Genomic DNA, 17461 nt, shown 5'->3' with positions numbered 1-17461 from the left:
AGTAGTGAAACGATGCATCGCCGATGGTAGTGTGGGGTTTCCCCATGTGAGAGTAGGTCATCGTCAAGCTTATATTCCAAACCCCCCATCTGCGTAAGCAGGTGGGGGGTTTGTCTTTGCGCGAGAAATTTACGGAGAGCATTAAAAAGCCAACTGCAGGTGGCTTTTTGGTTAATTGCGGCTTAATCAGTCTCCGCGGTATTCGCAGCCACTGGTGCAGGTTTCGTGGATGCGGATACGGGACAGCTCGGGAAGGAGAGGTTTGAGTTTTTGCCAGATCCATTTGGCGATGATTTCGCTGGTGGGGTTTTCCAGGCCTGGGATTTCGTTCAGATAGTTATGGTCGAGTTGCTCGTAGAGTGGCTTGAAGATCGCTTTGATCTCAGAAAAATCCCGAATCCAGCCAGTATAGGGATCGATTTCGCCTTCGATATAGACGGCAACGCGGAAGGAATGGCCGTGCAAGCGCCCACATTTATGCCCCTCTGGCACATGGGGAAGTCGATGGGCCGCTTCGAAAATAAACTCTTTGAACAATTCCACGGGCTGTCTCTCTAAAAATACGCGGTTGCACGCACCGCTTCGATAAAGGGTGATATTACCAGTTCTGGTTGACCAGCGTAGCTGTGCCGTCCCGAGCTGGTCGTACAGGTACCTAAACCGCCCCTCCGGTGTTGAGCCACTACAGCTGGCTTCTACTTAGTCGCAGGTTGCCGGTTTCTCTCCTGGCGATAAACGCTGACGGCTGAATATACGACCTTCCTCAGGCGGTTGATTCCGCCTATGGGGCGGTGCTCCGGTAGCGAGTGCCAAGGGTTGAATGCCAGGTTGTCACAAACAAAATTTTGCTCAATGCTGTCGAAGTCTTGTGCTGGGAGTTCGATCTCGGCGACTGTCTGGAATGGTGAGATCGACTCGTCCCACTCCACGCTAGGATCTTCGATTGGCATATAGTAGGCGGGGTTCTGCCGCTGAATCTGCAAGGCGAAACAGGCAGGAACACGGTCAAGCGAGAGCTGTTGGTAGAGTGCGCTGCGCAGGAAATTGGGAAGATCTTTGTTCGGCGTGGGCAGTACATAGCCCGGACAGTTTTCCGGTGCAGGGATGACTCGATACTTGATGTTGTGCGGGCCAAGCTTGAATGGGGCGATGGAGTTGTAGGAAGTCGAAACTGGGCTGGACGGAGCGGGAGCCAAGGTTTTCAGGGCAATGATCAGGTGACGAATTTCCCAGCTCCGTGGATCCCAACCCGGAAAGAATGCCAGCGCTTTTTTACCCTCGGCTTGGGCTGCGAAGTTGTCTTTGTATTCGGCCACATCACGAACGAAGAATGCAGGGTGATTGAACATGACGAAGTCTTGTTCGCTCATTTGCGCGGCGTTGCCCAGGAGTTTTTGACCTGGTACGTCGAGCAGTTTTAGGGCCATGCCGCGGGCATCGCGAATACGGTCGAATTGCGGGTAGGCGTTGCCATTGGAGAAGCGTATCCAGGCTTGCCAGGTTTTGCCCCTCTCGCTGAATACGCCATGACGAAGACTGTCGTCAAGGTCGGCCAGCACCGTTACTTGCGCCTTTACGCAGCCGTGGGCTTTGGCATGGGCATCGCGCAAAACACGGGTGTTGTTTCGGTGTTGTTCGACTACCCGGATAGCATCTTCGATGATGCCTTGGGTGAGTGCCGCTTCACCTGGTGGGACTTGTTCCTCGCTGGAAACCGGACCGGAGAATTTCCAGCTGTAATAAGCGTTACCTAAACCCCAGGCGCTCAGGCCTATGACTAGTAGCAGCAGTAAGAGCTTACCGAACCAGCGACCAAGCCAGAGCCAGAGTCGTTTGAGCATAGCGCTAATCCTTTTCGTTCTTGTTATTCCTGTTGGCAGTTACAGACTCTGCCGTTTGTGGTGCTTCTATTGAGTCAAGCCTGGCACTTGGGCCCTGGGTGCCAGGGTTTTGCTTCGATCGGTAGGAGTTGGGCTTCTAACTCTGGGGTACCCAGCACCTTCAGGTATTCGAGCAGAGCCCAGCGTTCTTCGGGTTGCAGCGCACGACCAATCACGCCGCCCTGGCGACAACCTTCTCTAAACTCATGGCCGCGGTTGCTGTTACCGCGGATGCTGGTATCAAATAGAAAGCCACCTGGAAATTTACTGCTATCGAAACCGACATGCTTCGGGTTGTACTCGAAGCTGCCGACCCAGAATTGAACTTGACGCTCTGAAAGTGGTGAGAGCAGTTGGAATAACGTAGGAACCGAACCATTGTGCAAGAACGGTGGGGTGGCCCATATGCCATGCAGTGGCCGGGCCTTGTAGCCACGTTTCTCCTGCACGCCTATAGGCAGTCCGTAGCCATTCATACGCCAGCGCTCACGAGGCTGGATATCTGCGTTCTGGTAGGCGCGGTTCTCAACATAGGCGGTTAGGTAGGCCAGCCCCGTGGCGCTGGATATGCTGTGCAGATCAACGTCATCCAGGCTCATGCCGAAGAGGCGGACATCCAGCTTGCTGAGTTCGGCCTTAGTCCAGCCGAGTTTGCTTATATCGAAGCGGTGATCGGCAATATTATCGGCGGTGGTTGGATCTGTGCCGATGATGTCGGTTTGCACTATGCGCATGTGCCATTCGGGATCGCGTGCCGGCGCCAGGCGTTCGGCGCGCGGCTTGGGCTCGGGGGCGTGACAGTAGGCGCAGTTCTCTGCGAACAGTGCGCGACCTTGGCTGGCCAGTGGCAGGTCGATTTTACCGAGAATCTCCTCGGGCCAAATCGGCGGCTTCAGATGCTTGAGGGCTTCCTCCAGAACGTAGAGGTCACGCAGGCGTACGCTTGATGTGTATCGCTCGCCTTCTGGCACAGGATGTCCGTCAGCTTGCAGTAGTTGCAATGTTGCACCTACACCTAGAGCTTCGCCGACATTGCGCGCCATGGGTTGCATGGCTGATCCGTTCCACTGCACCCAATCGAATTTCCAGATATCCCAGACTTGTGGGTAGCTGACAGGAGCGTTAGCGACCCTGTAATTACTGGGGTCGATAGCATCACCGAAGACGCTGTTGGCGATGCGGCCAAAGGCGTCGGTACGGCCAAAACCTTCTTCGGTCGGGTAGAGGCCGCGATGCCAGTCGTTGAATGCCGTACCGAGCAAGCGATCAAGTACGACTTTGAAGTCCAGGCGCAGTTGAGCACGGTCTTGCTGGTACTGCTCACCAAGTACGGACTTGGAAAAACGCCTGAATTTCAATGGGTTATAGTAAGTGAAGGCCATGCTCATGCCGAGTGCCTGGCCGAAGCTGCCGCCTCTGAGTGTCGGTACGGTTGAAGCCAATGAATGCAGCGCTGAGCCTCCATCGATCCGCACGGCCTGCCCGTGGTAGCGTAACTCGCCCGTATGACAGGCCGCGCAGGTTATATCCAGATACTCAGTGGACGTCTCGCTGTCTTCGTGGCGGGCAAAGCCGACCGGCAAATTGGCCGGGTTGTGTGTTGTCGGCTTCTGTTCGGGATCGACCAGAAAACCAAAGCGCGCCAGGTATTCTGGCGCGGCAAATTTATCTCTATTCAGGGGCAACTCAAGGGCGCTGAACCAGTCGTAACGCAAGCCTTTAACTTGAGTACCCTGAGGGGTGTAGTAATACGTCTGGCGCTGCTCGTCGCTCCACTGTTCGAGGTAGTTGAGCTTGTCCGGTTTCTGGTAGCTAGGCAGGTTGGGATAGGCAATGAAATACAATCCCAAGCCCAGACCGCACAGCAAAATAATCAGGAACCCTAAGGCAACCGCCCGGAGCATACGCATTACACACTTCCTTGTTACATTCTCATGTTCTGACTTTATGCCAAGCTGATTGGCTGCTGGCAAGCTGCCTTCACTTATTTTCTCAGCTGAGGCGACAACTAGCCTGACACCGGGGGCCGCTGTCGAGCATGCTTCTCTATTAATTTATCCGTTTGCGATCTGGAGATTGCGGACTGAATATAAATAGCCTAAAAGCCTGTTTCGTTCGTCGATATATATCGCTGGAAAGCCAAAGCTGTTCCACTGCTAATATATGGGCTTTGCTAAACAGGTGGAGAAGTTGCAGGCTGTCATGGCATTAAACTGAAAATCAGGAGTAGGCAATGCACCCCTTTGAGGCCGAAAAGCCGCCGCGGTTGGCAATTCTGCTCGGCTATGCCGGGTTGCTACCCTTTGTCAGTGGAGCGCTGGGAATCTGGGTGATTCCACTGGGTTGGCGTCCCTTCGTGCTAGAGGCGTTACTGGATTTTGCAGCCTTGATCCTGGCTTTTATGGGGGCGATCCATTGGGGGCTGGCGATGCGGGCCGAGGAGAGCGATGAACAAGCGCAGATCCAGTTAGGCCTGTCGGTGATTCCGCCATTACTCGGCTGGTTGGCTATTTCTGCAGGGATGCCTATGGGGTTGGCCCTGCCGACACTTTTGGTCGCGTATGTAGGCCTCCATTTTGCAGATGTGCATGCGGTCAAGTTAGGGTTGGCACCACGTTGGTATTCGAGCCTGCGTATGCCGCTAACCGTGGTTGTCTCACTCAGCTTGTTATTGGCCTGGGCTAGTGTGCTGGTCGCATGAGTTCAGTCCGACGCTGATGCATGACCACGCGACTAGAGCAGTGGCACACAGCGTAGGTAATACCCTGAACGCGTTATCCAGGCTGATCCAAGCCTGAGGCACTGGGCCGTCAGTTAAGGTCAACCAGTGCTTGTGCCTGGATAAGCCGACATTTACTGCTGCGAGAGCGGACTTGACGCTAACACGCCAGGCTGTCCGCCTGGCGATAGAGCATCAGCAGTTTGCGGGTGATGGTCTGCTGAATATCATCGCGCTCGAACGAGGAAAGCCGGCTGAGGCGGGTTACTTGCAAACGGTGCAGGTGGATATACGGCATCTGCTGATCGAATTCGCGTAAATCGCCCTTCATCATGACTGGCAGAAAGACGTCACCGGCTTTCTTCTGGTTGCTGATGATCTGTGCCAGTGCCCGTTTGAACGGCATGGTTTTCGGTGCGGGCCCACCGTCTTTTATCTGTGTGGTTAACAGCAGGCCCGGTTTCCCCAAGACCACGCCCGGCAATACGCAGAGGCCGGTTTTTCGTACTGCGTGTGCTTCTATGCCGTGCAGGGTGTCATGGAACGCATAGGGGTTGGGCAGTACCACCATTTTGCGTCCCTGGTCGTGAGGGAAGTGCAGGTTGTAATTGGTGTAGAGCTGGCGCACGGATTCTGAATAGACGCACAAGCGGTTTTCAAACAGCTTGATGAAGCGCTCAGCCAGCTCGCGACGGGCCATAGAGTCCAGATCCCAGATCAAATCCTGATTCTGTGATCGGTCGAGGTCGACTTCCTGATGTTCCATGTCGCTCATTCATTCCTCATACGCGAAACTGGCCCAGTAATTGATTGAGCTGCTCGGCCAGTTGGCCCAGGCGCTGGCTGGACTCGCTGGATTGTTCAGCTGCCAGGGCGTTGCTGTGCGCTAAACCGGCTGCCTGGGTGACATTCTGGTTGATATCTTCAACCACCTGCGACTGTTGTAGTGTGGCACTGGCAATCGAGGCGTTCAAACCTGTGAGGTTGCGCAGCGATTGGGCTATTAGCTCCAGACTTTCACCGGCCAGGCTGGCTTGCTCGACCGTCAGTTGTGACGCGCGGCTGCTTTCATTGATGACTTTCACCGCGGCTTCGGAGTTACCTTGCAAGCGCTCGATCATACCCTGAATTTCAGCGGTAGATTGCTGGGTGCGTTGAGCCAGCAAGCGCACTTCATCGGCGACTACGGCAAATCCGCGACCTTGCTCGCCAGCGCGGGCGGCTTCGATCGCAGCATTGAGGGCGAGTAGGTTGGTCTGTTCGGCAATCGAGCGGATCACTTCCAAAACGCTGCCTATCTGCGTGCTTTCTTGCGCCAGCTTTTGAATAACCTCTACCGCCTGATCGATAGTGCCGGACAGTTGGCTGACCTGGCGCAAACTGGCATCGATGTTCTGTTGGCCTTGGGTCGCCTGGGCTTCGGCGGCATGTACTTCGCTCGACGCATGTTCGGCATTCTTCGCCACGTCTTGTACACCATAGGTTACCTGGTTGATCGCGGTAGCCACGAGTTCCATCTGCTGGGATTGCTGCTGACCGTGCTGCTGGGCCTCACGGGCAATTCCACCGAGCGAGCGTGCGGCTTGATCAAGTGCACCGGCAGAGTCGAGCGACTGGCGGATCACGTGGCGCAACTTTTCGGTAAAGGCATTGAAGTGCTTGGCCAGGGCAGTCAATTCGTCATTGCCGTGAGTATCCATGGAGTGAGTAAGATCGCCTTCACCGCTGGCGATATTGGCCATGGCGTCGACCGCCTCCTGCAGGGGGCGAGCAATACTGCGCGAGATCAGGGTCACCAGTAGAGTCATCAGTAGGGTGATTGCGATGCCGATAGCGAGTGCACGCAAGGCTTGTGCCTGGAATTCTGCCTGCAGGTCATCGACGTACACGCCGGAACCGATGATCCAACCCCAGGGCTGAAACAGGCTGATGTAGGAAAGCTTGGCTACCGGGTCGCTGGAGCCCGGCTTGGGCCAGCGATAATGCACCAGGCCGGCGCCCTTGGTTTTGCTGACCTGCACCATTTCATTGAACAGTTCCTTGCCGTCCTGATCTTTGACGGCGGCAAGATTCTGTCCTTCGAGTTTGGGATTGGTTGGATGCATGATCATGGTTGGCGTCTGGTCATTGATCCAGAAATACTCCTGGCCGTCATAGCGCAGGCCACGGATCACCTCCATGGCCTGCTTCTGCGCCTCCTCACGGCTGAGGGTCGTGGCTGTCTCGAGGCCGTGGTAATGGGCGAGAATGCCTGCTGCGCTCTGAACCAGATGCTGGGTCTTCTCCTCTTTGGCGGCATACAGGTCATGATGAGTCTGTTTCAGCATCAACGCGCCGAGGATCAGCAGCATGGCGATGGCGACAACAAGAATAAGCCACAAGCGACGGCTGATGGGCAGGCTGCGTAGGCTGTTCATAGAAAGGCTCTCTCGGTTCTTGTTCTAGGAGGCAGGGGGCGTCCCTTATATACGGAATGCACCACTTGATGTTCTTGACCATGCGGCAATGGTCTTGAGGCGTTGGGCAATGTCGAGACTCGCCCGGATGCGCATCAGTTGGCTCTAATACAGCAACACAGCCCGGGTCTCTGGTAGCATTTCGGCCGGCGCGGTGAAAACCTGAGGTTTTCCCCGGCGTTTTCTGCGTTATTGGACTCTTGGCACAGGGCGTGAGCCCGATAGCTGCGCAAGTATTGTCGGTTATTCACTAATCTAGGTAGTTCGTGCGGTACATACCGCGCGCTTTAGGAGCGTTGATGGATCTTTGGACCGCCATGCAGTCGTTTATTTTGGGTGTTGTCGAGGGTATTACCGAGTTCTTGCCGATTTCCAGTACGGGTCATCAAATCATAGTCGCCGATCTCATCGAGTTTTCCGGTGAGCGGGCCATGGCTTTCAATATCATTATCCAGTTGGGCGCGATCCTGGCGGTGGTGTGGGAGTTCAGGCGCAAGATCATCGAGGTGGTGGTCGGGTTGCCGCGGGAGGCAGCGGCGCAACGCTTCACCGCCAATTTGCTAGTTGCTTTCCTGCCTGCGGTGATTCTCGGCGTGAGCTTTGCCGATCTGATTCATCAATACTTGTTCAATCCGATTACTGTCGCTGCAGCGCTGATAGTCGGGGGCGTGATCATGCTTTGGGCCGAGCGGCGTGAGCATGTTATCCACGCTGAAAGCGTCGACGATATGACCTGGAAGGATGCGCTGAAAGTCGGTTTTGCCCAGTGTCTGGCGATGATTCCGGGCACCTCGCGCTCGGGCGCGACGATTATTGGCGGCCTGTTGTTTGGCATGTCACGCAAGGCGGCTACCGAGTTCTCCTTCTTTCTGGCGATGCCAACCATGGTCGGCGCTGCTGTGTATTCCGGCTACAAGTACCGCGATCTCTTCCTGCCGGCAGATCTGCCGGTATTCGCCATCGGCTTCGTGACTTCGTTCATCTTTGCCATGATCACCGTGCGCGCACTGCTCAAGTTCATCGGTAGCCATAGTTATGCGGTATTCGCTTGGTATCGAATAGGTTTCGGGCTACTGATTCTGGCGACCTGGCAGCTGCATCTGATCGACTGGAGTACCGCCCAGGGTTGAGCGTGGAGGTTGTATTCGGCGAATTGATAAAAGGCGCGCTGCTTGGCGCGCCTTTGTCATAGTGATGCCAGCTCATGGAGGCCTTATGAATTCCCTGGAACACCTACTGCTCGACGTCAACGGCATCACGCTTAGCCTCTACACTGCAGGTCCGCCCGCTGGCCGTCCGCTGTGGTTGCTGCATGGTTTTCCCGAATGCTGGCACTCTTGGCGTCAGCAGATCGGTCCATTGGCGGCTGCCGGTTATCGAGTGTTGATCCCGGAAATGCGTGGCTATGGAAAAAGCAGCGCGCCGCGTGATCCAGCGGCTTATGACCTGATTACCGTGTGTGGCGATATCCAGGCAGCCATGGATCTGCTCGGGCACAGCGAGGCATGCATGGTCGGTCACGATTGGGGCGCGCCGATTGCCTGGCACCTGGCGTTATTGGAGCCGCAGCGGGTAAAAGCAGTGGCTGGCATGGCCGTGCCATTCGGCGGGCGGCCCCGGCAGCCCGCGATCGAGATGATGCGCCAGCACTATACCGGGCGCTTCCATTACATCCTGCACTTCCAGCAGCCGGGTGTTGCCGAGCAGGAAATGGACGCCGATATCCCGCGCACCCTGCGCATGATGATGCACAACACCTCTGCCGCCGTACCCAAGGATTTTTTCCTACAGGAAAAGCCTGCGGGTGCCGGGTTGTTCGACGGCATGCAGGATCCCGGCATATTGCCGCCTTGGTGCGATGCCGAGGCGTTCAATCACTACCTGGAGACCTTCACTGGACGCGGTTTCCATGGCGCACTCAACTGGTACCGCAACTTCGAACGCAACTGGCAGCGTACCGAGGCGCTGGCCAACAGGCACATCGAACAACCGGCGTTATTCCTGCTCGGCGACAAGGATCCGGTCGGCACCCTGGAAGCCTACACCCTCCAGCAGATGCCCAAGCGCATTGCCAACCTGGAACAGCATCTGCTGAGCGATTGCGGTCACTGGATCCAGAACGAGCAGGCTGCCCAGGTCAATCGGCTATTGCTGGCGTTTCTCACGCGTCACTATGCCGCGTGAGCCCTCTGGAATAGGTCCTGTTCAGTTCGGTCTGGCTATGGAAGCGCGCGCTGTTGCTCAATTGCGACGACGACAAGAGCTTTGGCTTTATCCCGCCGCCGCCGCCAGCCTGATCAGCTTCGAGCAATACTGGCATGAAAAAACCCGGGCGCTGAACGGCGGCCGCATCCCGGAGAACAGCTTGCACCTGGTCGAGTTGCTGGGTGGCTGGCCCGGTGCTTTGCTGGCACAGAAGATATTCCGTCATAAAACCCGCAAGGCGTCTGATCAGTTGCTGATCTGGACGATTGTCGCGGCACACCAGGCGTTCTGATTCGACTGGCGGGTGCTGGACGGAGCCTATGTCGGGTGCAGTGCCGCGCTAGATCGATCACGGGTCGAGGAGCAGGCCCACCTGCAGGCGTTTGGGCAGCTTGCGTACCACCAGTTGGTGCGAGCGGGTCAGCAGTTGCCACAGTTCGTCGTCGCCAAGCGGCGGGTGTGCGCAGCTCATGCTGATCCAGTGCGCCCGCGCCAGATAGGGCGCCGGGCGGATGCCGGGGCGGTCGACGTAACCGAGGAACAGATCGCTGTCGACCTTGAACGCCAATTCATGGCCGAGAAAATTGAGGATGGCGAACATCTTGTTGCCCGCCACGGAAAACACCTGGTTGTTGCCCCACTTGAAATCTTCACGGGCACCGGGCAGTTGCAGACAAAAAGCGGCAATTTCCTGTTGTTTCATGCGCATCGAGCCTTAACGCGGGTTCTCTAGCTAAGCTAGCAGAGTGTGGGACCAACCCTCAGCTCCGATGGAGATTTCCTTATGTCACTGTCCATGTATGACGCCTCGCTTCCGCAGTTCATGCGCATGCTTGGCAACCTGTCGGCCATCCTGCATAAAGCCGAGGCTTACGCCGCTGAGCGCAAGATCGAACCTAGCGTGCTGCTCAATGCGCGCCTGGCGCCGGATATGCTGCCCTTGATAAGCCAGGTGCAGATCGCCAGCGACAGCGTCAAAGGCTGCGCCGCACGCCTGGCCGGCATTGATATTCCTAGTTATGCCGACACCGAAAACAGCTTTGCCGAATTGCAGGTGCGTATTGCCAAGACCCAGGCATTTCTTGGCAGTGTCACGGCAGAGCAGCTAGATGGCAGCGAAGGCAAGTCGATCAGCCTGAATTTCCCGGGTATGGCGTTGCAGTTCACGGGGCAGGAGTACTTGCTGCATTTCGTCCTGCCGAACTTCTATTTTCACCTGACCACTGCCTACGCGATCCTGCGCCACAACGGCCTGGATATCGGCAAGATGGATTTTCTCGGCCGGCCATGAACCCTAGGGCGCTGCTGTGGTTACTCAAGACCGTGCGGCTTTCCCAGTAGGGTGAAAGTGGTGGGTTGCGGGACCTTGTGACCCGCCAAGCGAGGGGTGGTCTGTTCGCCAGGCGCACAACACTTGTGCGCTGAGGGGGGAACCAGCGGGCCAGAGCGCGTGCTAGGCTTTGCGCCGGTCTGTTCGGGCCTTATTGCGAGTGTCGTCGATGTCTTCCTCTGATGCCAGTGCACACCTCAAGCGCGGCACCCCCGCTTATCGGCGCGCCACCTTGGCGCTGTTCTGCGCCGGGTTCGCCACCTTCGCCTTGCTCTATTGCGTGCAGCCGTTATTGCCGCTGTTGGCGGCGCACTTCTCGGTATCGGCGGCCGGTAGCAGCCTGGCGTTGTCGCTGACCACCCTGAGTCTGGCGCTGTGCCTGTTGGTATCAGGGGCGTTGGCCGAGAGCTGGGGGCGCAAGCCGGTGATGGTCGCGGCCTTGGGGCTGGCCTGTCTACTCGGCATCGCCTGTGCGCTGGTTGAGACCTGGGACTATCTGTTGCTGCTGCGGGCGTTGCTCGGTCTGGCGCTGAGCGGCTTGCCGGCGCTGGCGATGGCCTATGTCGGCGAGGAGTTCGACCCCGAGGCGCTGCCCGCGGCGATGGGCCTGTATATCGGCGGTACGGCCTTGGGCGGCTTGCTTGGGCGTTTGCTCGCAGGCCTGCTCAGCGATATCGGCGGCTGGCCGCTGGCGCTGGCCGGCATCGCCGGCATGGGCTTGCTGGCCCTGGCCCTGTTCATCTGGCTGTTGCCGCCGTCGCGGCATTTTCACGCCCAGCCATTGTCGCTGCGCGGGTTGCTCGGCAATTTCGCTCAACACCTAGGCAACCGGCAGCTGCGCGCGCTGTTCCTGCTGGCGTTTCTGTTGATGGGCGGCTTCGTCGCGCTGTTCAACTATGTAGGCTTCCGTCTGGCGGCGCCGCCGTTCGGTTTGTCGTCGACGCTGATCGGCCTACTGTTCACGGTGTATCTGGTCGGGATCTTCAGTGCCGGCTGGGCCGGGCGCCTGGTGCCGCATTTCGGCGCGCGTCAGGTGCTGCAGGGCGGTATCGGCATCATGCTGCTCGGCGTCGCGCTCTGTGCCACGCCCTGGCTGAGCGCCGTGGTGCTGGGCCTGGCGCTGCTGACCCTGGGTTTCTTTGCCGCCCATGCGGTGGCCAGCGGCCAGGTCGGTCAGCATGCCAAAGGCGCCAGGGCGCAGGCCTCGGCGCTGTATCTGTGTGCCTATTACCTGGGCTCCAGCGTAATTGGCTACGGCGCGGGGTATATCTGGGAACACACCGGCTGGTTGCCGATGTTAGCCGCACTGGCTGCTCTGTTTGTCGCCGCAGGGCTGAATGCTCGTAAGCTCTGTGTGAAAGATTGAACTCAACTCGAGCCACCTTGCGTGTCAGCCCTTCAGTTCTGGTTGTTCGACGGCATCTCAATGGGCACTAACACTTTTTTGCAGAGAATAAAGGGCGGGTCATAGCGGGCCCAGATTGGCTCGCCAACAACGCGGAGACTGTTATCTCAATCCAGGCGTCCAAATCAGCCTTATTGCTTGTGTCGGCCTGCTCACTCCAGAACCCTGAGTAGCGAACCGCCGCAATCTGCCGAGCGGGCACTTGGCGCAACGTCACCGCTGGGCCTTTGGGTTCAGGCAGTGTTGCCAGCCAGTCGGACGCGGGCATCATAAAGCTCACCGCCCAATTGAATCGCCCCGGTTATTCAGTAACACCACTCAAAAAATACTCTTCAGATAATACAAATTGCTACATAGATGCCCTCCGTATCGCTTCCCTGGGAGCACCAAGTGAGTAGACTGCAGGGCAATAACAAAAAATAAAGTGCCACTGACTGGCCGCTAACGGAGACATCATTCCGTGCATCTAAACCGGGCGTTTAACATCCTGGCTGCCATAGTAGTTGCGTGTCTGAGCCTAAGTGCTTTGGCGCAACCAGAACCGATTCAGATAACTCCAGCATCAAGCATCCCGGCCTATTTCCAGTTCTGGGAGGATGTCGCAGGCGAAGCCTCGATTGATCAAGTGGTGGCCCTAGCCGATGAGCGCTGGACGCTTGTGCCCAATGGCAGTGCCACCTTCGGCCTCACTGAGTCTGCATACTGGCTGCGCTTTGATGTCAGAAATCAGACACAGCTCAACCTGAACCTGATTGCCGAGTTGGGTTATTCCCAGTTAGACGATGTGGTCTTCTATGTGTATGCGGGTGGGGCTCAGGTAAAAGAGCTGAAAACCGGCGATAGCCGGCCTTTTTATCCACGTGACGTGGATCATCCGAATATGTTGTTGCGTGCTTCGCTGGCACCCGAAGAATTGAAGACGTTCTATGTTCGGGTCGCGACGGCCGGTTCCATGATCGTGCCGCTGCGTATCTGGCGCGAGCAGACGTTTTTTGAAACCGCTGCCTATGAGCTTAAACTCCACTTTTTCTACTACGGCTGCATCCTGGTCATTGTCCTGATCAATCTCGCTGTTTACCTGAGCCTGCGCGAGAAATTGTATCTCTACTATGCCCTTGCAATATTCGGGTATCTGCTGTTTTTCGCATCCATCAAAGGCTTCAGTTTCCAGCACCTCTATCCCCAGTTACCAGAGCTGCACGCCAAGGCGCTGCTGGTGTCGATACCTGGCCTGGCGCTGTTTTCACTGCTTTTCTGCCGGGAGTTCCTAAACACCAGAGTTCACAGCCCGCGGCTGGATAAAGTGCTACTTGGGATGATGGTGTTCGAGATGTTATTCCTCTTCTCGGCCCCTCTGCTCGACTATCACACGGGCATCCAGGTGGCATCGTTTTCCGCGCTGTTGTTTTTTTCCCTTCTGCTGGTCGCCGGCCCCGTGGTGTGGATGGAAGGCGTTCGCGCTGGGGCATTTTTTACCCTGGCTTGGACGCCTCTGACTATTGGGGTGTTGGCAACATCCGGCAGGGCGCTCGGGTTTTTTCCTGAAACCTTTTTTACCGAGTACGCCATGCAGATCGGTTCAGGGCTCGAAGCCTTGATCCTGACGGTGGCTCTGGCTGACCGGCTGTACCGTGAGCGCGAAGACAAGATCATTGCCCAGGCCGCCAGCCTGCGCGAGGCCCAGTCCCGCAATGCGGCTCAGAACCTGCTCACTGATGCTCTGGCGCACGACCCTGTGACGGGGCTCCCCAATCGCAACCGTTTTGAGTGGATGGTGGATCAGCAACTGCGGCAGGCCCCTCACCGCCGTTATATGGTGGGTGTGGCCCGGATCACGCGGCTAGACGAAATCAATCGCACCCTTGGCCTGACCAGGAGCGAATGGATAATGAAGCGAGTGGCCGAGCAGATGGTCGAACTGGCAGCCGGCTTACCCATCGTTCAAGCCATTCTGGATCACCAGGGCCGGGAAGAGCGGGTTTATCATCTTTCCAGCGACTGTTTCTGCTTGCTGATTGACGTGGATGAAGCCGGGAACGATTTCTCGGCCCTCAACAGCGCTCTAAGGCAGTTGGCCGAACCGATATGGCTGGATCACCTGGCGATTGAGTTAAACCCTCGCTTTGGTGCGGCCAGCTACCCTGAGCACGGTCGATCTGCCGCGGAGATGATTCGTAATGCTCATGTCGGCATGGAAGTCACTCCGCGGGGCCTTAACGAAACCGGCATATATTCCCAACGTCACGATATCTACAGCGAGAGTCGACTGACGCTGATGGCGGATTTGCGTGAGGCCTTGCAACAGAACCAGACCATGCTCTATTACCAGCCCAAGCAGGATCTCAAAACCGGGCATATTGTTGGAGTGGAGGCTTTGATTCGTTGGCACCATCAGGAACGCGGGTGGGTAAGCCCGGTTGATTTCATTCCCCTGGCTGAGGAAACGGGCGTCATCATTCAACTGACCCAATGGGTCATCGGGCAGGCCGCGAATGATTTGGCGCACTTACACAAGGACTACCCGGAGCTGAGCGTCGCCATTAATATTTCGGCGCGCGATCTTGAATCTACCGGGCTACACAGCACGCTGGAATTGGCACTTCAGCACAATGGGCTGCAGGCGTGCTCCGTCACCCTCGAAATCACCGAAACTGCAGCCATGCTTGACCCCGCCCGCAGCCTGCATGCGCTGAATGTGTTGGCCGAGCTTGGGCACCCTATATCCATCGATGATTTTGGCAGCGGCTATTCCTCACTGTCGTATCTCAAGCAGCTGCCTGCCTTTGAGCTGAAGCTGGATCGCTCGCTGATTCATGATATCTGCGTCAGCGAAAGCGCTGCCGTGATTGTGTCTACCGCCATTCAGATGGCGGGCAGCCTCGGTTACCGGGTAGTGGGTGAGGGCATTGAGGACGCCGAGACAGCCCGCTGGTTGCAAGAAGAAGGCTGCGATACGCTGCAGGGTTACTGGCTGTGCAAGCCCAAGCCAATCGCTGAGCTGAAGCAATGGTTGCTGAACTTCAATTCAAGCTGTGTAACCGCAGCTAAGTAGCCTTAACCTTCTTGCGCCCGATATGCCCCTGGTGTTAATCCGGTCCACTTCTTAAACGCGCGATGAAACGCCGACGGCTCGGAGAAACCGAGTTGTTCGGCGATGTCCTGAATCGGCAGATCATCGCGGCCGAGGTGGTAAATCGCCAGGTCGCGGCGCAGGTGATCCTTCAACTCCTGAAAGCTTGAGCCTTCCTCGCGCAGATGCCGCCGCAGGGTCTGCGGGCTCATGTGCAGCTGCTGGGCGACCGCGTCGAGGTCCGGCCAGTTGCTGCAGTCGCGGCCGAGCAGGCGGCGGATCCGGCTGATCAGGCTGTCGCCGCCGTCCGGACGGGCGAGCAGGTCGGCCGGTGAGTATTCGAGGAACCGCTTGAGCGTGCGTTCGTCCTGCAGCAGCGGCATGCTCAGGTAGCGCGCATGGAACAGCAAGCTGGTGCTGGGCGCGGTGAAATGGCGCGGGCCGGGGAACAGCAGGTCGTATTCGCCGGCGTGGGCGGGTGCGGCATAGGTGAAGCTGGTCGCTTCCAGGCGAATGCGCTGGCCGATCAGCCAGCTGGCGAGGCGGTGCCAGATCACCAGCAGGCTTTCCACCAGGAAGTGATCCGGGTCCCACAGGGTCGAGTCATCCACCGACAGGCGCGCCCAGTCCCCTTCGCGGCTGAGGGTGATGGTTGGCGCCTCGGCGAACAGTCCGTAGAACAAGGCGCCGCGGCTCAGCGCCTTCTCCAGTGTGCGGCAGTGGATGATCGCGTGGCACATCATGGCGAAGGTGCCGCGCTTGCTCGGCTGGTGACAGAAGCCCAGGTATTCGTCGTCGAGGAACTCCCAGAGCAGCTGGATCAGGCGGTTGAACTGCTCCGGGTCGACCCGCGCCCGCGGCTCTTCCAGCACTGCGGTCTGAATCCCGGCCTGGCTCAGCAACGGCAAGCAGTCGTATCCCTGGCGCTCGGCACCGCGCAGGGCGGCGCGGACGAAGTGGCTGGCGATGGTACGTTCGCGCATGACGGCTCCTAGAAAGTGAGTAGATGGTAGGCAGGTGGGGGCGGTGAGGACAAGCCGCCCGAGCGAATGGGTCAACCGAGGCTGAGCGCTGGGGTCATTGAGGCGAGAGGGCAGCGGCGCCTACTCTGGGCAACGACTTAAACCAGGGAGCACAACCGCATGCAGCGCACTATCTTCGAAACCGAGCACAGCTTGTTTCGCGACGCTTTCAGCGCTTTTCTGAAAAAGGAAGTGTTGCCCCATCAGGACGACTGGGAAGCGGCCGGCGTGGTCAGCCGTGAGGTATGGCAGAAGGCCGGCGAGATGGGCTTCCTGCTGCCCTGGGCCGATGAGCAATACGGCGGTTCCGGGCTCAAGGATTTCCGCTATGAGCAGATCATGTGCGAGGAACTGGCGAAGATTAACGAGGCAGGCTTCATGCTGCCGCTGCACTCGGCGCTCTGTGGTCCCTATATCGCCGAATACGGCAACGCCGAGCAGAAGGCACGTTTGCTGCCTGGAATCATCCGTGGCGAGCTGATTCTCGCCGTGGCGATGACCGAACCGAGCGCCGGTTCGGATCTGGCCGGCATGCGTACCACGGCGGTGGACAAGGGCGACCACTATGTCCTCAACGGCTCCAAGGTCTTCATCTCCAACGGCCTGCTGGCCGATGTGGTGATAGTCGCGGCCAAGACCGATCCGGCCAACAAGCATGCCATGGGCCTGTTTCTGGTCGAGCGCGGGATGTCGGGTTTCGAGCGCGGGAGCAAGCTGAAGAAGCTCGGCATGCACAGCCAGGACACCGTCGAGCTGTTCTTCAACGAGGTCAAGGTGCCCAAGGAAAACCTGCTGGGTGATGCCTCGGGTGGTTTCTACTATCTGATGAATATGCTGGCCCAGGAGCGCCTGACCAACGCCTGCGGTGCGGTGGCCGGGGCCGAAGCGGCACTGCAGGTGACCATCGATTATGTGAGGGAGCGCAAGGCTTTCGATCGGCCGATCTCGCACTTCCAGAACACCCGCTTCAAGTTGGCCGAGATGCGCACCCAGATCGATGTGGCCCAGGTGTTCGTCGACCGCTGCGTGATGGATCACAACCAGAAGAAGCTCACCCCGGAAGTGGCCGCCGAAGCCAAACTGTTCACCACCGAACTGCTCGGCCGGGTGGTCGACGAGGGCGTGCAGTTGCACGGCGGCTGGGGCTACATGTGGGAGTACCCGATCTGCAAGATGTACGCGAACGCGCGTATCCAGCGGATCTTCGCCGGCACCTCGGAGATCATGAAAGAGATCATCAGCCGCGGGATGAAGCTGTAGGGCGGGTGCAATCTTCCTGGCGATCCCTTGGTTTTATCGGGGTTGCCAGGTTGCAAGCGCTCCCAGCGGCTTGCTGCATTTCCTCCATCCATGGGGGTCACAAGCTGGCGCCTG

General features: G+C 57.8%; 16 protein-coding genes. 8 read left to right on the top strand and 8 right to left on the bottom strand.

Translation table 11 applies throughout. The features are described from left to right. Window positions 1–186: 186 nt before the first annotated feature. The 3 genes from queD to LJY18_RS18795 form a co-directional block, all read right to left on the bottom strand. Window positions 187–543: a 6-carboxytetrahydropterin synthase QueD gene (gene queD / locus LJY18_RS18805; RefSeq protein WP_238043406.1), complete on the bottom strand. Its 357-nt coding sequence runs from the start codon at window positions 541–543 to the stop codon at window positions 187–189. Window positions 544–695: 152 nt separating this feature from the next. Then, the gene (locus LJY18_RS18800; RefSeq protein ID WP_238043405.1) at window positions 696–1841 is read right to left on the bottom strand and encodes a catalase family protein; all 1146 of its coding nucleotides are present in this window, start codon (window positions 1839–1841) and stop codon (window positions 696–698) included. A gap of 74 nt (window positions 1842–1915) precedes the next feature. Then, the gene (locus LJY18_RS18795) at window positions 1916–3790 is read right to left on the bottom strand and encodes a di-heme-cytochrome C peroxidase (protein WP_238043404.1); all 1875 of its coding nucleotides are present in this window, start codon (window positions 3788–3790) and stop codon (window positions 1916–1918) included. Between the two features lie 323 nt (window positions 3791–4113). Between LJY18_RS18795 and LJY18_RS18790 the strand changes: the two genes are divergently transcribed. Next, a complete protein-coding gene (locus tag LJY18_RS18790; protein ID WP_238043403.1) occupies window positions 4114–4581 on the top strand; it encodes a DUF3429 domain-containing protein in 468 nt (155 codons plus the stop codon). Between the two features lie 178 nt (window positions 4582–4759). On the opposite strand, the gene LJY18_RS18785 is transcribed toward LJY18_RS18790, so the two are convergent. Then, window positions 4760–5374 (bottom strand): hypothetical protein, encoded by a 615-nt coding sequence (locus tag LJY18_RS18785; protein WP_238043402.1) that lies wholly within the window; start codon window positions 5372–5374, stop codon window positions 4760–4762. Window positions 5375–5381: 7 nt separating this feature from the next. Beyond that, window positions 5382–7016 carry a methyl-accepting chemotaxis protein gene (locus LJY18_RS18780; protein ID WP_238043401.1) on the bottom strand — a complete coding sequence of 545 codons (1635 nt, stop codon included), beginning with the start codon at window positions 7014–7016 and terminating at the stop codon, window positions 5382–5384. 338 nt (window positions 7017–7354) lie between these two features. On the opposite strand from LJY18_RS18780, the gene LJY18_RS18775 reads away from it, so the two are divergent. The 3 genes from LJY18_RS18775 (at window position 7355) to LJY18_RS18765 (ending at window position 9552) form a co-directional block, all read left to right on the top strand. Further along, a complete protein-coding gene (locus LJY18_RS18775; protein ID WP_238043400.1) occupies window positions 7355–8185 on the top strand; it encodes an undecaprenyl-diphosphate phosphatase in 831 nt (276 codons plus the stop codon). Between the two features lie 85 nt (window positions 8186–8270). After that, window positions 8271–9239, top strand: coding sequence for an alpha/beta fold hydrolase (locus LJY18_RS18770; RefSeq protein ID WP_238043399.1), 969 nt, complete (start codon window positions 8271–8273; stop codon window positions 9237–9239). Between the two features lie 37 nt (window positions 9240–9276). Continuing rightward, window positions 9277–9552, top strand: coding sequence for a DUF1294 domain-containing protein (locus tag LJY18_RS18765; RefSeq protein ID WP_238043398.1), 276 nt, complete (start codon window positions 9277–9279; stop codon window positions 9550–9552). A gap of 57 nt (window positions 9553–9609) precedes the next feature. Here LJY18_RS18765 and LJY18_RS18760 read toward each other — a convergent pair whose 3' ends face one another. Further along, window positions 9610–9963 (bottom strand): MmcQ/YjbR family DNA-binding protein, encoded by a 354-nt coding sequence (locus LJY18_RS18760; RefSeq protein WP_238043396.1) that lies wholly within the window; start codon window positions 9961–9963, stop codon window positions 9610–9612. Between the two features lie 81 nt (window positions 9964–10044). Here LJY18_RS18760 and LJY18_RS18755 point away from each other — a divergent pair, with 81 nt between their 5' ends. Further along, window positions 10045–10551, top strand: a complete 507-nt coding sequence (locus tag LJY18_RS18755; RefSeq protein WP_238043395.1) for a DUF1993 domain-containing protein — start codon at window positions 10045–10047, stop codon at window positions 10549–10551. Window positions 10552–10759: 208 nt separating this feature from the next. Continuing rightward, a complete protein-coding gene (locus LJY18_RS18750; RefSeq protein ID WP_238043394.1) occupies window positions 10760–11956 on the top strand; it encodes an MFS transporter in 1197 nt (398 codons plus the stop codon). Window positions 11957–12023: 67 nt separating this feature from the next. On the opposite strand, the gene LJY18_RS22800 is transcribed toward LJY18_RS18750, so the two are convergent. Next, window positions 12024–12275 (bottom strand): heme-binding protein, encoded by a 252-nt coding sequence (locus tag LJY18_RS22800; protein ID WP_442964504.1) that lies wholly within the window; start codon window positions 12273–12275, stop codon window positions 12024–12026. Window positions 12276–12521: 246 nt separating this feature from the next. Between LJY18_RS22800 and LJY18_RS18745 the strand changes: the two genes are divergently transcribed. After that, a complete protein-coding gene (locus LJY18_RS18745) occupies window positions 12522–15047 on the top strand; it encodes an EAL domain-containing protein (protein ID WP_238043393.1) in 2526 nt (841 codons plus the stop codon). Between the two features lie 2 nt (window positions 15048–15049). Here the strand turns inward: LJY18_RS18745 and LJY18_RS18740 are convergent, their stop codons facing one another. Further along, window positions 15050–16048: an AraC family transcriptional regulator gene (locus LJY18_RS18740; protein ID WP_238043392.1), complete on the bottom strand. Its 999-nt coding sequence runs from the start codon at window positions 16046–16048 to the stop codon at window positions 15050–15052. 159 nt (window positions 16049–16207) lie between these two features. Here LJY18_RS18740 and LJY18_RS18735 point away from each other — a divergent pair, with 159 nt between their 5' ends. After that, window positions 16208–17347 (top strand): acyl-CoA dehydrogenase family protein, encoded by a 1140-nt coding sequence (locus LJY18_RS18735; protein WP_238043391.1) that lies wholly within the window; start codon window positions 16208–16210, stop codon window positions 17345–17347. The last annotated feature ends 114 nt before the right edge of the window (window positions 17348–17461 follow it).

The organism is Pseudomonas sp. MMS21 TM103, from assembly GCF_022132145.1.
Classification (GTDB): Bacteria; Pseudomonadota; Gammaproteobacteria; order Pseudomonadales; family Pseudomonadaceae; genus Aquipseudomonas.
The sequence above is the reverse complement of the archived record's forward strand: the minus strand, read 5'-3'. Positions and strand labels throughout refer to the sequence as shown.

Excerpts from the sequence above, each read along its gene's own strand:
- LJY18_RS18795 (WP_238043404.1), bottom strand. The coding sequence starts at position 3,790 with ATGCGTATGCTCCGGGCGGTTGCCTTAGGGTTCCTGATTATTTTGCTG.
- LJY18_RS18750 (WP_238043394.1), top strand. The coding sequence starts at position 10,760 with ATGTCTTCCTCTGATGCCAGTGCACACCTCAAGCGCGGCACCCCCGCT.
- LJY18_RS18770 (WP_238043399.1), top strand. The coding sequence starts at position 8,271 with ATGAATTCCCTGGAACACCTACTGCTCGACGTCAACGGCATCACGCTT.
- LJY18_RS18740 (WP_238043392.1), bottom strand. The coding sequence starts at position 16,048 with ATGCGCGAACGTACCATCGCCAGCCACTTCGTCCGCGCCGCCCTGCGC.
- LJY18_RS18755 (WP_238043395.1), top strand. The coding sequence starts at position 10,045 with ATGTCACTGTCCATGTATGACGCCTCGCTTCCGCAGTTCATGCGCATG.
- LJY18_RS18800 (WP_238043405.1), bottom strand. The coding sequence starts at position 1,841 with ATGCTCAAACGACTCTGGCTCTGGCTTGGTCGCTGGTTCGGTAAGCTC.
- LJY18_RS18790 (WP_238043403.1), top strand. The coding sequence starts at position 4,114 with ATGCACCCCTTTGAGGCCGAAAAGCCGCCGCGGTTGGCAATTCTGCTC.
- LJY18_RS18780 (WP_238043401.1), bottom strand. The coding sequence starts at position 7,016 with ATGAACAGCCTACGCAGCCTGCCCATCAGCCGTCGCTTGTGGCTTATT.
- LJY18_RS18785 (WP_238043402.1), bottom strand. The coding sequence starts at position 5,374 with ATGAGCGACATGGAACATCAGGAAGTCGACCTCGACCGATCACAGAAT.
- LJY18_RS18775 (WP_238043400.1), top strand. The coding sequence starts at position 7,355 with ATGGATCTTTGGACCGCCATGCAGTCGTTTATTTTGGGTGTTGTCGAG.
- LJY18_RS18760 (WP_238043396.1), bottom strand. The coding sequence starts at position 9,963 with ATGAAACAACAGGAAATTGCCGCTTTTTGTCTGCAACTGCCCGGTGCC.
- LJY18_RS18735 (WP_238043391.1), top strand. The coding sequence starts at position 16,208 with ATGCAGCGCACTATCTTCGAAACCGAGCACAGCTTGTTTCGCGACGCT.
- LJY18_RS18765 (WP_238043398.1), top strand. The coding sequence starts at position 9,277 with ATGGAAGCGCGCGCTGTTGCTCAATTGCGACGACGACAAGAGCTTTGG.